Raw genomic sequence first — 13,395 nt, 5'->3', positions numbered from 1 at the left:
GATGGGCAAGCGACGGGCGAACCGGAAACGCCGGTCACATCAACACCGCGAGACCGATCGTGAAGGGGAGCAAGGGCACACTGCGTTCCGGACTCGAGCCCAAACCCACTCGAGTACTCGATCGACGACGCGCCAGCAGGGGCCCGTCGCACGAACCGACCCGATGCTGGCCCATGAACTCGCCCACGTCACACAGCAACACGGCGGCGCGCCGTTCTCGATGATGCCCAAGCCGAATGGGGAACTCGAGATCGATCCCGGTCCGGGCCTCGAGCGGGAGGCCGACGAGGCCGCGAAAGAGGCGCTGTCGGGCGAAGAACCGCTGACGGTGAATCGGCTCGGCACGGATGTCCATGTGCAGCGACTGCCGAAAGGGAAGATGTTCGACGCGCTCGCGCTCTTCGAAGGTCAGGACGACGCAGGTGAATTCCGGGAGACGCAGAACGACCGGCAGTACGCATTCCTTCTGGACGAGATTGCGACGTACGCAGAGGCGAATAGTCGGTTAGCAGAAGTCGATTCGATGCGCGAGTTCCAGGAACTCGTAACGGACATCGATGTCGAGGAGACCGATCTCAGCGAGAACGGGACGGAATACGTAGACAAAGAACTCCCGTCGAAGTCCGAAATCACGCAGGCAAAGGAAAACATCGAGGCATGTGTTTACCCCCATAGAGTTCCTGGCTGAGCCACTGAGACGGCTGAAAACAGCACCCTCTATTTGATTTATATATCTCTCAGTNGGCGGTCGAATTTTACGGATTTCTAATTGAATTCCCCGATTTTGAACCTACTGTCCTCCTGCGATTTCTGGGGGTAAACACATACACATCGAGAAGTCGCTGCAGGATTCGCTCGATCAGATCGCCCTTACTGACGACCAGCGGGACCGCATTAAGAGCGGGCTTTCAAGCGGTCTCTGGACGGACGTGGGTGCATCGACTGGGGCGACAGTGTTGGCAGCACTGTTGACCAGTTCGACAATCGGCGGGGCGGTGGCAAGTATCGGGTTCGGAACCGTCTATGCCTACGCGGACAACAACTGGGACGGGCTCAGTGGCGACCTAGATGAGCAAGCCCAGCAGCTCATGGAGATCATTAAGGAAGATATCTGGCAGGCCGAAGAGGGCGACTCGACTGGCGATGCCAAGAGTAGAAGGTGATTAGAATGGATGCCCTAATTACAGGAGAGTCCGAGCGAATTGGTCTCAGCATCATTGATAACAATGATGTTGAACATCTGGTTGAAATGGGTTCTGACGGTGAGATCAATTATCATGAAGTGGAGGAATACGCAAACGATCCGGCTGGCCGAACGCCCGAAGAGACCGAGCACGGTAATCAGGCTCGCCGGTTTGCCAAGTGGCACGTCTACCGCGAGCGTGGTTACGAGACCCTGCCCCGATACAAGAACCCGGATGCTATCGTCGGCGCAATGATGGCCGTCGGTGCGACGCCGCCAGCAACAGTCGACGAATACTTCGGCGAGTTCATCGAGTGTCTTCGACTTCACGATGCTGACAGGACTACGGAGTTGCCCGTCAACGGGATCGATCCAGCCGACATCATCGCCTACCGGCAGGATCTGTACGTCGAACCGGACCCGCTCGAACAGGAGCCGCCGATGACCGATCGGTTTGCCGAGTATTTCAGCGACCCGGCACAGACCCTCGAGAACGTGTTTGGCGATGTGGATCCCTCGCTCGAGGACCTGACGGCGCTCGTTCAGGGCGATGCGGAACTGGCCGTCTCTCTCCCGGAGTTTGAAATCGAGGCGGTTTCGGACGTGCATTATTTGCACGGCGATAGGATCACTGCCGAGCGAACCACTGGGGACGGCCGCCACGAGCGCGAACCGGACGCGAGTCTGGAATTGCTCCCGTTAGACCCCGAGGTATTCGATTCGACTCGCGAGTTGCTGTTCTCCCACCTCGGGAATCAGGTCCGCGACTGCTATCTCCTCATGGGGTGTGAACCGCCGAGCGTCTTCCAGCAGCAAGGTCTCGGGACGGTCGAAGGAACGAGAAAGCAACAGATGTACAACCAGTACGAGGAATACTACTCGACAGACAGCCCGGTGTCGTCTTGGAAACCAGGCAACGGCTAACGCACAGGCGAATAGCACAGATTCCAGACCGCTCGTCAGAGGTTCTCGAAACCGCAGCCGATGTACGTCGTCCATGATGTGGTCGAATGGTAGTGTTCAGATAAGCTGATTCCATACGAAGCTGAACGATCTGAGCCAGTCATCGGCAGTTTCTGCTTCGGCATTGCTAAAGCAGTTTGAGAAACAGNCAATTAGCCCTTGCTGAGGGTGCATATCTCCCCGATTGGCCGCCTGCTACGAGACAGTGGCGAAATTTACTGGGGCTAAACACGTACCTTGGAAGAAAGCGACGTTTCGGCTGTTATTACTCCTATAGTGGTGTGAATAGGTAGTGTTCAGATAAGCTGATTCCATGCGAAGCTGAACGATCTGAGCCAGTCGTCGGCAGTTTCTGCTTCGGCATTGCTAAAGCAGTTTGAGAAACAGAAAGTTCGTCGCTTTATCTCTCGAAAGACACGTTCAACAGCATTCCGATTTCCATGTTTCTCGTATCTGAAATCGAAGCCGTGACGCTGACATGCATCTTGTAACGAATGCGATCCATCGACGAGAAACACGGCGTCGGAGACGTCGTGTTTCTTGGAGAGTTCCGTAAGAAACGAATGAGCAAGAACCTTCGTTGTTGTCGGCTCAAGCTTTGTATGGAGCAATTCGTTTGTCTTAGGATCAACTGCGTTCGAAAATCGATTTGCGATTTTCGCAGCCCATCAGAACGCAAAGCGTTCTGAGGACGGCGTACAGCCAATACTGCTCACTATTCAGTTGGATCACAGTCTCGTCAACCGCAACGTGATCCGGACACCGATCAGATTCGGGCTGTAGATCGGCCTTGTGAACCCAATTGNACCGCAACGTGATCCGGACACCGATCAGATTCGGGCTGTAGATCGGCCTTGTGAACCCAATTGTGAACGGTTGATCGAGCGCGTTCGACACCGAATATCTCAAGAATAGATACAGTATTCGAAAGCGAGAGTCCTGCGAGATGCAGCTGAATACTGAGCTTCATCAGCAATCACGGTGTCGCTTCTCGTTCAACAAACTCTAAGTTGATCTCGTCTAAACAACCATTGAGGCGGTCGTTTTCGGGCATAGATCACTCAGAAAACGAACCGCCTCATCCTTCATCCTTATCTGAACACCGCCTNCTAAACAACCATTGAGGCGGTCGTTTTCGGGCATAGATCACTCAGAAAACGAACCGCCTCATCCTTCATCCTTATCTGAACACCGCCTGTGAATAATGGCATATACTTTGAGGGAGGTATGCTGGAGTATCCAGATCTTTCCCTCTCACGGAACAGAAGTGTTCTGTGTCAGATTGTATGTTATTGGTTCACAGGTGATTTTGAAATGCCATCGAATCTCTGTCTTGCGTTTCTCCTTCTAGACAGTGCCTTACTAAATAGAGCGTGTCATAGAAAGCGTCACGTACGAAGCAGCAGGGTGCGGAAAGTGTGTCCAGCACAACCGCGNCATATTTAATAATTGAGTAAATCTCTTCTAAACAACCATTGAGGCGGTCGTTTTCGGGCATAGATCACTCAGAAAACGAACCGCCTCATCCTTCATCCTTATCTGAACACCGCCAGCGCGCAGGGTAGCAGGATTTAAGACTGTGGACCTGTACCACTCTACCAATGAGCCGTCTCGCCGGTACCGTGTTCGCCGTTCTCGGTACCGACGGGTCCGTCGCTCGGCGGCGGCCGCGGCGATTCCGACCGGGCCTTTGAGCCCGTACTATACTACTCCCCCTGTTCCGGTCTGTTTCGCATTTCCCGAAACTGCAGTATTTTGGGTTAGCAGCATCTCTGCCTTTAATTTACGAAATAGAAACCAATGAATTTAAGTCTATCCTGCGGATTTACTCGAGTACGATATGACCCGCGTGGCACTTGCGTTTTCGGGCGGTCTGGACACGACGGTCTGTGTCCCGCTGCTCGAGGAAGAATACGGATACGACGACGTGATCGGCGTTACCGTCGACGTCGGCCAACCGGCCGAAGAGTTCGACGAAGCCGAAGAAACTGCCGAGGCGCTCGGCCTCGACCACTACGTCGTCGACGCGCGAGCGGAATTCGCTCAACTCTGTCTCGAGAGCGTTCGCGCGAACGCGACCTATCAGGGCTACCCGCTGGGAACGGCGCTTGCCCGTCCCGTGATCGCGGACGCGATCCTGGAGGTCGCGGAGGAACAGGACTGTACTGGCATTGCCCACGGCTGTACGGGCAAAGGCAACGACCAACTGCGCTTCGAGGCCGTCTGGCGTAGCTCCGACCTCGAGGTCATCGCCCCCGTGCGCGAACTCGGCCTCACCCGCGAGTGGGAGAAAGAGTACGCCGCCGAGAAGGACCTCCCCGTCGAGGGCGGCAGCGGCGGCGACTGGTCGATCGACACCAACATCTGGAGCCGCTCGGTCGAGGGCGACGACCTCGAGGACCCGAACTACGTTCCCTCGACGGAGATCTACGCGTGGACCGAAGACCCCTCCGACGAGACCGAGGAGATCGAGATCACCTTCGAGAACGGCTACCCAGTCGCCGTCGACGGCCAGGAGTACGAGCCGGTCGCACTCATCGAACACCTCAACGAACTCGCCGGCAGCTACGGCGTCGGCCGCACTGACATGATGGAAGACCGCATGCTCGGGCTGAAGGTCCGCGAGAACTACGAGCACCCCGGCGCGACGACCCTCCTTTCGGCCCACGAGGCCCTCGAGGGGCTCGTTCTCACGCAGGAGGAGCGCCAGTTCAAGACCCAGATCGACCAGCAGTGGTCCCAGAAGGGCTACGAGGGGCTGATCGATGCCCCGCTCGTGAGCGCGCTCGAGAGCTTCATCGACGAGACCCAACAGCGCGTGACCGGCACGGTCACGATCCGCTTCGAGGGCGGCCAGGCCCGCCCGGTCGCTCGCGACAGCAAGTTCGCGGCCTACTCGGCCGAACACGCCTCCTTCGACACCGAGACCGTCGGGAAGATCAAACAGGAAGACGCCACCGGCGTCGCGAAGTACCACGGCTTCCAGCGCCGCCTCGCGAACGAGGCGATCGCGGCCAACGCCGACGCCGAGGCAGTCGAACTCGCGACCGACGGGAGCGGGACGGGAGACGACCAGTAATCATGACCGAGGAGAGCGCTCACGACGGCGGTAAGTTCACAGCCGATGGCGGGGGACAGTCCGACGAACCGCACACCTCGTCGGCGTCTCGCTCTGACGGCGGCGACGAGGGCGGTGAGCGATCCACCGGATCGCGATCTTCGTCGGATCTCCGATCCGACGGTGTCGTCCGCCGGGACCGCTTCAGCGGTGGCCCCGCCCGGAGCTTCCTCTCCTCGCTCGCGGCGGACGAACGCATCTTCGAGGCCGACCTCGAGGTCGACCGCGCACACACGGTCATGCTCGCCGAACAGGGCATCATCGACGACGACGTGGCCGGCCAGATCCTGACCGCTCTCGACGCGATCGAAGTCGACGGCCACGGCTCCGTGCCCGACGGCGAGGACGTCCACGAGGCCATCGAGACCGCAGTCATCCAGCGCAGTGGCGCGGACGGCGGGAAGATGCACACCGCACGATCGCGCAACGACGAGGTCGCGGCCTGCATCCGCTATCGCCTGCGCGAGGACGTTCTCGAGGCGATCGAGACGACGCTCGCGCTGCGCGAGTCGCTCGTCGATGTCGCCGAAGCGCACACTGAGACGATCATGCCCGGCTACACGCACCTCCAGCCCGCCCAGCCGACCACCGTGGGACACTGGGCGCTGGCCTACGAGGGCGCGGTTCGCCGCGACACCGAACGCTTGCTCGAGGTCTACGGCCGGATCAACCAGTCGCCGCTGGGTGGCGCGGCGTTCGCGGGCACGACCTTCGACATCGATCGCGAGCGCGTCGCCGACCTGCTGGGGTTCGACGGGCTGGTGGTAAATTCGATGGACGCCGCCTCGAGTCGGGATTTCCTGCTCGAGACGACCCAGGCGCTGTCGACCCATGCGACGACGCTGTCGGGGCTGGCGGAGGACGTGATCATCTTCGCGAACCGCGGCTTCGTCGATCTGGCCGACGACTACTCCTCGACGTCGTCGATCATGCCCCAGAAGAAGAACCCGGATACGCTGGAACTGGTCCGCGCGGTCGCGGGCGACGCGGCCGGCGGCGTCCAGGGGCTGACGACGACGCTGAAGGGGCTGCCCCGCGCGTACAACCGCGACCTCCAGCGGGCGACGACCCACGCCTGGGAGACCGTCGACGCGGTCACCGAGGCCAGCGAGGTCGCGGCGGGCGCGGTGGCGACGGCCGACTGGAACGAGGCGACCCTCGCCGCGGCGGCCGGCGACGGTTTCTCCACGGCGACCGGCGTCGCGGATCTGTTGGCGGCCAACGGGGTACCGTTCCGGACGGCGCACGAACTCGTGGCCCTCGCGGCCGACAACGGTGCCGACTACGACGCGCTCGAGGCCGCAGCCCAGGACGTACTCGGCGAATCGCTCGCGGCCCACGTCGAACCCGCGGCCGTCGAAAAGGCGCTCGAGCCGGCCGAAAGCGTCGCGAGCCGCGACTCACAGGGTGGCCCCGCGCCCGACGCGGTCGCTCCCCAGATCGAGTCGGCTCGCGAGTCGCTTGCGGCCGACGAGGAGTCGCATGCGGCCGCGACCGACGGGCTCGAAACGGCACGCGAGGCGCTCCGGTCGGAGGTGAACGGCTATGTCTGAGGCCGGCTGTCGCCCATCCGGAACGAGACCACGAGCGACGCCACACGCCGCCGTTCGGCCGGGTCGGCGGCGATCCCCGCAAGGGGACAAAACACCGAATAACTGATATGCTGAACAAAAATTGCCGCCATTTGGGTATGATGCCCCGTTAGAGGGGAGTGAAGCTATTATAATTTTATTGGTAGGTTCGAAGGATTTAAGGTATCCCGGTACACACATGGGAGTACAATGACCGACTGCGTCGAGTGTGGGGCCGAAGTATCCCTGCACGACGATCTGGAAGTGGGTGAGATCATCGACTGTACGACCTGTGGAGCCGAGCTGGAAGTCGTCGACACGGAGCCGCCAGTCCTCGAGCGAGCCCCCGAGCTCGAAGAGGACTGGGGTGAGTGACCTTGCAAGTAGGACTCCTCTACTCACGGATCCGCAAGGACGAAAAGCTCCTCCTCACCGAGCTTCGCGAGCGTGACCATGAGGTCACGAAGATCGACGTCCGCAAACAGACCTTCGACATCGCGGCGGCTCCCGCGGCGTTCGACGGCCTCGACATCGTCGTCGATCGCTGTCTCGCCACGAGCCGGAGCCTGTACGCCACGCAGTTCTTCGAGACCTACGGCATCCCCGTGGTCAACAGCCACGAGACCGCAGCCATCTGCGCGGACAAGGTACAGAACAGCCTCGCCCTCGAGAAGGCGGGCGTACCCACGCCCGCGACGAAGGTCGCGTTCACCAAAGAGACCGCGATGGACGCCATCGAGGAGTTCGGGTATCCATGCGTGCTCAAACCCGTCGTGGGGTCGTGGGGCCGCCTGATGGCCAAGATCGACTCCGAGTCGGCCGCGGAGGCTATCCTCGAGCACAAGGCGACGCTGGGTCACTACGAGCACAAGGTGTTCTACGTCCAGGAGTTCGTCGAGAAACCCGGGCGTGACATCCGCGTGCTCGCGACCGACGGCGAGCCCATCGCGGCGATGGTCCGTTCGTCGGACCACTGGATCACCAACGCCGCGAAGGGTGCGGAGACGGACGCTTTCGACCTCGACGACGAGGCCCTGGCGCTCGTCCGGAAGGCCAGCGATGCCGTCGGCGGCGGCCTGTTGGGCATTGACCTGATGGAAACCGGCGATTCGTATACGGTCCACGAGGTCAACCACACCGTCGAGTTCAAGGCCCTCGACGACGCCGTCGAGACGGACATCGCAGCCACCGTCGTCGACTGGCTCGAGGGGAAAGCGCAAGCGGCCGCCGACGAACTCGAGGTGACCGTCTGATGGCGGTCGGCACCGAGACCGGCGCGGACGCAAACGACGAGACGGTCACCGCGAGCGTCATCGGCGGGAGCGGCTTCACCGGCGGCGAGTTGCTGCGACTGCTCGCCGGGCATCCCAACGTCGAGATTACCGAGGTCACGAGCCGGTCGAAGGCCGGCAAGAGCGTCGGCTCCGTCCATCCGCCGCTGCGCGGATCGGCCCTGCGCTTTACCGAACCCGCGGATTTGGAGAGCGTCGACGTTCTGTTCGCGGCGACGCCACACGGCGTCTCCATGGGCCGGATCGACGACTTCTTCGAGGTCGCGGATACCGTGGTCGACCTCTCGGCGGACTTCCGCCTCGAGAGCGAGGCCCAGTACGACGAGTGGTACGACGGCCACGAGGCACCCGAATACCTCGAGCAGGCGGAATACGCCCTTCCCGAGATCAACCGCGAAAACCTCGCAGGTGCCGAACTCATCGCCGGGGGCGGCTGTAACGCCACCGCGACGATCCTCGGGCTCTACCCGCTGTTCGAGCACGATATCCTGGAAGGCGGCGAGCAGGTCGTCGTCGACGTCAAGGTCGGCTCCTCCGAGGGGGGAGCCGGCGGCGGCGAGGCCTCGAGCCACCCCGAACGCTCGGGGGTCGTGCGTCCGTACGCGCCGACGGGCCACCGCCACGAGGCCGAAATCGAACAGTTCCTCGGTACGTCGGTCGCGTTCACCTGCCACGCCGTGGATATGGTTCGCGGCGCGAGCGCGACGAACCACGTCTTCCCCTCGAGCCCGGTCTCGAAGGGCGACCTCTGGCAGGCCTATCGGGGTTGCTACGAGGACGAGCCGTTCGTTCGCATGGCCGCCGGCGGCTCCGGTGTGTATCGGTATCCGGAGCCAAAGGCGGTCGCCGGCACCAACCTCGCTGAGGTCGGTTTCGAACTCGACCCGTCGAACGAGCGCATCGTCGTCTTCTCGGCCATCGACAACATGATGAAAGGCTCCGCGGGGCAGGCGGTCCACGCCGCCAACGTCGCGCTGGGGCTCGAGGAGACCGCCGGACTCGAGTTTACGGGACTGCATCCCGTAGGGGCTCCCTGAGATGACGACCGTTGTCAAGATCGGCGGTGCACGCGCCGTCGATCCTGAGGGCGCGCTCGCGGATGTCGCCTCGCTCGTCGACGATGGCGAGGATGTCGTCCTGACCCACGGCGGCTCGACCGCCGTCGACGAGACCTTGGAGGAACTCGGCAAAGAGCCGACGTACGTCGAAACGCCCGGCGGCGTCGTCGGGCGCTTTACCGACGAGGAGACGATGGACGTCTTCAAGATGGTCATGCCCGGCAGGCTCAACACGGACCTCGTGGAGAGCCTGCACAACGAGGGCGTCGACGCCGTCGGCCTCGCCGGCACGGACGGCAAACTGCTCTGTGGCACGCGCAAGTCCGCCGTCCGCGTCAAAGAGGACGGCAAGAAAAAGATCAAGCGCGGCGACCACTCGGGGAAAATCGAGTCGGTCAACGCCGACCTGCTCGAGACGATCCTCGCGGGCGGCTACACGCCAGTCGTCTCCGTCCCCATGCTTGGCAAGGAGAAGTCGGGCGGCTACACCGCGGTCAACGCCGACGCCGACCGCGCCGCTGCCGCCATCGCGGGCGCGCTCGAGGCCGACCTCGTCGTCCTCACGGACGTCTCGGGGATCTACGAGGACCCCGACGACGAGTCGACGACGATCGACTCGGCGTCGACCCCCGAGGAGTTCGAGGCGGTCAAAGACGCCGCCGAGGGGTTCATGACGAAGAAGGTCATGGCCGCCGAGGAGGCCCTCGAGGGCGGGGCCGCGTCGGTCACCGTCGCGACGGCCAACGCGGACGAACCGATCACGAGCGCGCTGGCCGGTGCGGGGACGACCCTCGAGCCCGGCGCGCTCGCGGACGAACACGACGCTGACACGGAGGCCGACGAATGAGCGACCTCGATTTCATCTCCGGAAGCAAACCGATCGGTATCGAACGCGGTGAGGGGCCGTACCTCTACACCGACGACGGCACGGAGTATCTGGACGCCGGTGCGAGCTACGCCTGTACCCCGCTGGGTCACTCTCATCCGGCGGTCGTCGACGCGGTACGGGAGCAGGTCGGTGACCTGACGTTCGTCGACTCCTCGTATCCCGTCCAGTCGCGCGAGGACGCCTACGCTGCGCTCGTCGCGGCCGCACCGGACGGCCTCGAGTCGGCCTGGTTCTGCAATTCCGGGACCGAGGCCAACGAGGCCGCGCTGAAGTTCGCCCGCTCGGCGACCGGCGAGTCGAAGATCGTCGCCGCGACCCGCTCGTTCCACGGGCGGACGATGGGGTCGCTCGCGGCCACCTGGAAGGACAAGTACAAGAAGCCCTACGAGCCCCTGGCCGGCGACGTGGAATTCGTCCCCTACGGCGACGGCGAGGAACTCGCCGCTGCCGTCGACGACGAGACGGCAGCCGTCATCCTCGAGCCGATCCAGGGCGAGGGCGGGATCAACGTCCCGTCGGCGGGGTACCTCGAGACGGCCCGCGAACTGACCGCGGAAGCCGGCGCGGCGCTCGTCTTGGACGAGGTTCAGACCGGAATGGGTCGCACCGGCGAGCTGTGGGCCTGTCAGCACGCGGGCATCACGCCGGATGTCCTGACGACGGCGAAGGGACTCGGCAACGGCCTGCCCGTCGGCGCGGTCGCGGTCCAGGACTGGATCGCCGACGGTGCGGCTTCCCACAACGCCACGTTCAGCGGCGGCCCCGTCGTCGCCGCGGCCGTCCACGCGACGATCTCGACGCTGGTCGAGGCGGAGTATCCCGCCCACGCCGCCGAGATCGGCGACTATCTGGTCACCGAACTCGAGGCGGCGCTGGGCGATGCGGTCCGCGAGGTCCGCGGCCGCGGCCTCCTCGTTGGCATCGAGTTGAAACGCGGGGCGAACCGGGTCGCTCGTGACCTGGCGATGACCCAGCAGGTCCTCGCGTTGCCTGCTGGCCGGACCGTGCTACGTCTGCTGCCGCCGCTCGTGATCGATGAGGCCGAAGCGGAGCAACTCGTGGACGCGCTGACGGCGACCATCGAACCCGAGACCGACTCCCAATCATGAGTGCGACCATGGAAGACACCGCCGACGTCCCGCTCGAGGCGGCCCGCGACCTCCTGATCGATCTCGTCGCCACGCCGTCGCCGTCCGGCGAGGAGGAGGCCGCCGCCGAGCGCCTCGTCGAGTTCTTCGACGCCTACGGCCGCGAGGCCCGGATCGACGCGGTCGGCAACGTTCGCGCCCCGGCGGACGACGCCGTCCTCCTGACCTCACACGTCGATACTGTCCCCGGCGAGATTCCGGTCCGCGTCGACACTGCTGACGCCGCGGACGAGGACGCCGCGGTCGCCAACGCGGGCGAGGACCTCCTCTGGGGGAGGGGCAGCGTCGACGCGACGGGGCCGCTGGCCGCGATGGCCGTCGCGGCCGTCCGGACCGGCGTCTCCTTCGTCGGCGTCGTCCAGGAGGAGACGAGTTCCCTGGGTGCCCGCCACCTCGTGGCCGATCGGGAGGCCGAACCCGATGCCGTCGTCAACGGCGAACCGAGCGGTGCGACGGGGATCACGCTCGGCTACCGTGGCTTCCTCAACGGGACGTACGTCGCGACCAGCGAATCGGGTCACACCTCCCGGCCCGAACCCAACGCCATCCAGCACGCGACGGACTGGTGGACGGGCGTCGAAGCCGCGTTCGAACAGGACGAGTCCGCGCCCGTCTTCGAGCGCGTAACCGCCAAACCCGTCGCCATCGACGGCGGGATCACCGAGGACGGCCTCTCCGTCGAAGCGACCCTCGAGGCCCAGTTGCGGGTCCCCCCGTCGATAGACGTCGAGACGGTCCGCGAGACGGCCGAAGCGGAACTCGAGATCGGGACCGTCTCCTGGGACGAGCCGATCCCGCCGGTGATGGAGAGTCCCCGTACCGAAGTCGCTCGCGCCTTTCGGGCGGCCATCCGCGCGGAGGACGGCGAGCCACGCTTGCTCCGCAAGACCGGGACCAGCGACATGAACCTCTACGCCGACGCCTGGGACTGCCCCATGGTGACCTACGGCCCCGGCAACTCCGAACTCGACCACGCGCCCGACGAACGGCTCTCGCTGCCGGCGTTCGATCAGGCGGTCGCGGTCCTCGAGCGGGTCGCGACGACGCTTCGCGAGGGCGACGAATGACGGCGACGAAGACACCGACAGCAGCGCAACCACAGACACGCGGTGATCAACCATGACGACCGATTCCGATCCGACACACTTCCTCGACATCGACGACGTTTCGCGCGACGAACTCCTGACGATCCTCGAGCAGGCCGGCGAGTACAAGCGCGCCCAGCGGGCGGGTGCGGATCACGCCGACCTCGACGGGCAGACCCTCGGGATGATCTTCCAAAAACCGAGCACGCGGACCCGCGTCTCCTTCGAGACGGGGATGACCCAACTCGGCGGCCACGCCGTCTTCCTCGGGGAAGACGACATCCAACTCGGCCGCGGCGAGCCGCTGAAAGACACCGCACGGACCCTCTCGCGGTACGTTGACGCGGTGATGGCCCGCGTGTTCAAACACGAGAACGCCGAGGTGCTCGCGGAGTACTCCTCGGTGCCCATCGTCAACGGCCTCACCGACGACGCCCATCCCTGTCAGACGCTCGCTGATCTGCTGACGATTCGCGAACACATGGGTGGACTCGAGGACGTCTCGGCGGTCTGGATCGGGGACGGTAACAACGTCGCTCAGTCGTTTACGCTCGGCGCGGCGCTGACCGATATCGACCTGACGGTCGCGACGCCCGCGGGCTATGGGATCGACGACGATGTCCTCGAGCGCGCGCGGACCCTGGGTGGCGATCCGACGGTCACAACCGATCCCGTCGAGGCGGTCGGCGACGCCGATATCATCTACACGGACGTCTGGATCAGCATGGGGCAGGAGGACGAACGCGATGTCCGTATGAACGACTTCGAGGGCTTCCAGGTGTGTTCGGACCTGCTCGAGCACGCCCCCGAGGCGTCGGTGATGCACTGTCTGCCGGCCCATCGCGGCGAGGAGATCACCGATGCGGTCATCGAAGGCGACCGTTCGATCGTCTTCGATCAGGCCGAGAATCGGCTCCACGCCCAGAAGGCGTTGCTGCGTTGGTTGCTCGAGTGAGTCCGCCGTCCCGACGGGAGCGGGCCACGCTGCGGGGCGATTCTACCCGCGATACGTGGAGAGTCGCGGGACGACGGCGGCGTACACGACACCGAGCGCGATGCCGTAGACGACGTGATCGATGATCGGTCCG

Annotated in this window: 12 protein-coding genes and 2 pseudogenes; 12 read left to right on the top strand and 2 right to left on the bottom strand. The window is 63.6% G+C overall.

Translation table 11 applies throughout. From position 1 onward, the window contains the following. Position 1 precedes the first annotated feature (1 nt). From C487_RS21810 to C487_RS02300, 3 genes are all read left to right on the top strand, one after another. The gene (locus tag C487_RS21810) at positions 2-688 is read left to right on the top strand and encodes a hypothetical protein (protein ID WP_049907812.1); all 687 of its coding nucleotides are present in this window, start codon (positions 2-4) and stop codon (positions 686-688) included. 241 nt (positions 689-929) lie between these two features. Beyond that, positions 930-1,163: a hypothetical protein gene (locus C487_RS02305; RefSeq protein ID WP_152422457.1), complete on the top strand. Its 234-nt coding sequence runs from the start codon at positions 930-932 to the stop codon at positions 1,161-1,163. A gap of 119 nt (positions 1,164-1,282) precedes the next feature. Beyond that, entirely contained in the window at positions 1,283-2,107 is an 825-nt protein-coding gene (locus C487_RS02300) for a hypothetical protein (RefSeq protein ID WP_006184053.1), read from the top strand. Positions 2,108-2,203: 96 nt separating this feature from the next. On the opposite strand, the pseudogene C487_RS20040 reads toward C487_RS02300, so the two are convergent. Both C487_RS20040 and C487_RS19200 read right to left on the bottom strand, forming a co-directional pair. Beyond that, a pseudogene (locus C487_RS20040) lies at positions 2,204-2,290 on the bottom strand (IS6 family transposase); the annotation flags it as partial. Positions 2,291-2,442: 152 nt separating this feature from the next. After that, positions 2,443-3,200: pseudogene (locus tag C487_RS19200) on the bottom strand (IS6 family transposase). A gap of 786 nt (positions 3,201-3,986) precedes the next feature. Between C487_RS19200 and C487_RS02295 the strand changes: the two are divergent. The 9 genes from C487_RS02295 (at position 3,987) to argF (ending at position 13,262) form a co-directional block, all read left to right on the top strand. Then, positions 3,987-5,225, top strand: a complete 1,239-nt coding sequence (locus tag C487_RS02295; RefSeq protein ID WP_006184052.1) for an argininosuccinate synthase — start codon at positions 3,987-3,989, stop codon at positions 5,223-5,225. 2 nt (positions 5,226-5,227) lie between these two features. Beyond that, positions 5,228-6,817, top strand: coding sequence for an argininosuccinate lyase (gene argH, locus C487_RS02290; protein ID WP_006184051.1), 1,590 nt, complete (start codon positions 5,228-5,230; stop codon positions 6,815-6,817). 228 nt (positions 6,818-7,045) lie between these two features. Then, entirely contained in the window at positions 7,046-7,210 is a 165-nt protein-coding gene (lysW, locus tag C487_RS02285) for a lysine biosynthesis protein LysW (RefSeq protein ID WP_006184050.1), read from the top strand. Positions 7,211-7,212: 2 nt separating this feature from the next. Continuing rightward, a complete protein-coding gene (gene lysX, locus C487_RS02280; RefSeq protein WP_049907823.1) occupies positions 7,213-8,088 on the top strand; it encodes a lysine biosynthesis protein LysX in 876 nt (291 codons plus the stop codon). Continuing rightward, entirely contained in the window at positions 8,088-9,164 is a 1,077-nt protein-coding gene (gene argC / locus C487_RS02275; RefSeq protein WP_006184048.1) for an N-acetyl-gamma-glutamyl-phosphate reductase, read from the top strand. The genes lysX and argC overlap by 1 nt, the downstream gene beginning before the upstream one ends. Position 9,165: 1 nt before the next feature. Beyond that, positions 9,166-10,032 (top strand): acetylglutamate/acetylaminoadipate kinase, encoded by an 867-nt coding sequence (locus tag C487_RS02270; protein WP_006184047.1) that lies wholly within the window; start codon positions 9,166-9,168, stop codon positions 10,030-10,032. Continuing rightward, positions 10,029-11,183 carry an aspartate aminotransferase family protein gene (locus tag C487_RS02265; RefSeq protein WP_006184046.1) on the top strand — a complete coding sequence of 385 codons (1,155 nt, stop codon included), beginning with the start codon at positions 10,029-10,031 and terminating at the stop codon, positions 11,181-11,183. The genes C487_RS02270 and C487_RS02265 overlap by 4 nt, the downstream gene beginning before the upstream one ends. Further along, a complete protein-coding gene (locus C487_RS02260) occupies positions 11,180-12,289 on the top strand; it encodes a [LysW]-lysine hydrolase (protein ID WP_006184045.1) in 1,110 nt (369 codons plus the stop codon). Before C487_RS02265 ends, C487_RS02260 begins: the two co-directional genes overlap by 4 nt. Before the next feature lie 52 nt (positions 12,290-12,341). Next, positions 12,342-13,262 (top strand): ornithine carbamoyltransferase, encoded by a 921-nt coding sequence (gene argF / locus C487_RS02255; protein WP_006184044.1) that lies wholly within the window; start codon positions 12,342-12,344, stop codon positions 13,260-13,262. Positions 13,263-13,395 lie beyond the last annotated feature (133 nt).

Origin of the sequence: Natrinema pallidum DSM 3751 (assembly GCF_000337615.1) — an archaeon.
In the GTDB taxonomy this organism is placed as follows: domain Archaea; phylum Halobacteriota; class Halobacteria; order Halobacteriales; family Natrialbaceae; genus Natrinema; species Natrinema pallidum.
Note: the sequence above shows the minus strand (reverse complement) of the source record. Positions and strands in the feature narration are given on the sequence as shown.

Coding starts and splice junctions, on each gene's coding strand:
- C487_RS21810 (WP_049907812.1), top strand. CDS start 2: ATGGGCAAGCGACGGGCGAACCGGAAACGCCGGTCACATCAACACCGC.
- C487_RS02295 (WP_006184052.1), top strand. CDS start 3,987: ATGACCCGCGTGGCACTTGCGTTTTCGGGCGGTCTGGACACGACGGTC.
- argH (WP_006184051.1), top strand. CDS start 5,228: ATGACCGAGGAGAGCGCTCACGACGGCGGTAAGTTCACAGCCGATGGC.
- lysW (WP_006184050.1), top strand. CDS start 7,046: ATGACCGACTGCGTCGAGTGTGGGGCCGAAGTATCCCTGCACGACGAT.
- argC (WP_006184048.1), top strand. CDS start 8,088: ATGGCGGTCGGCACCGAGACCGGCGCGGACGCAAACGACGAGACGGTC.
- C487_RS02270 (WP_006184047.1), top strand. CDS start 9,166: ATGACGACCGTTGTCAAGATCGGCGGTGCACGCGCCGTCGATCCTGAG.
- C487_RS02265 (WP_006184046.1), top strand. CDS start 10,029: ATGAGCGACCTCGATTTCATCTCCGGAAGCAAACCGATCGGTATCGAA.
- C487_RS02260 (WP_006184045.1), top strand. CDS start 11,180: ATGAGTGCGACCATGGAAGACACCGCCGACGTCCCGCTCGAGGCGGCC.
- argF (WP_006184044.1), top strand. CDS start 12,342: ATGACGACCGATTCCGATCCGACACACTTCCTCGACATCGACGACGTT.